Consider the following 403-nt stretch of genomic DNA (forward strand, 5'->3'; position numbering starts at 1 on the left):
CGTTGACGATGGTCAGGGGGGTCCAGCCGTGCATGGCTCCGCGGGGGCGGATGGTGTAGCCGTTGGCGTGGCCCCAGTTGGCGAGGCGGACTGCGTCTTCGGGGGTTTTGGGGGCGCAGGTCCAGATGGTGTCGAGCATGATTTCTTTGGACCAGTTTTGGTAGGCCTGTTGGTAGAGGGCGATGCCTTCGGGGAATGCGGGGGGTGTGGGGAGTGTGGGGACGGGGCCGGCGGATCCGCTGCTGCCGCTGCTTCCGGCGGGGATGGCGTAGGCGGGGGTCCAGGTGCCGGTGAGGGTGGTGGCGGCGACTGCGCTGGCTCCGGCGGCTGCGGCGATGAATCCGCGGCGGGTCAGTCGGGTTGTTTCGTTGTGGGCCGTCATGGTGGGGCTACTCCATCGGGG

Annotated in this window: 1 protein-coding gene; it reads right to left on the minus strand. The window is 68.7% G+C overall.

Features of this window, described 5'->3' with window-relative positions; genetic code table 11:
• Positions 1–382: twin-arginine translocation signal domain-containing protein (locus tag MTX36_RS29510; RefSeq protein ID WP_243623210.1), on the minus strand; the 382-nt coding region annotated here is incomplete at its 3' end.
• Positions 383–403 lie beyond the last annotated feature (21 nt).

This window comes from Rhodococcus sp. ARC_M6 (assembly GCF_022810305.1).
Lineage (GTDB): Bacteria > Actinomycetota > Actinomycetes > Mycobacteriales > Mycobacteriaceae > Rhodococcus_F.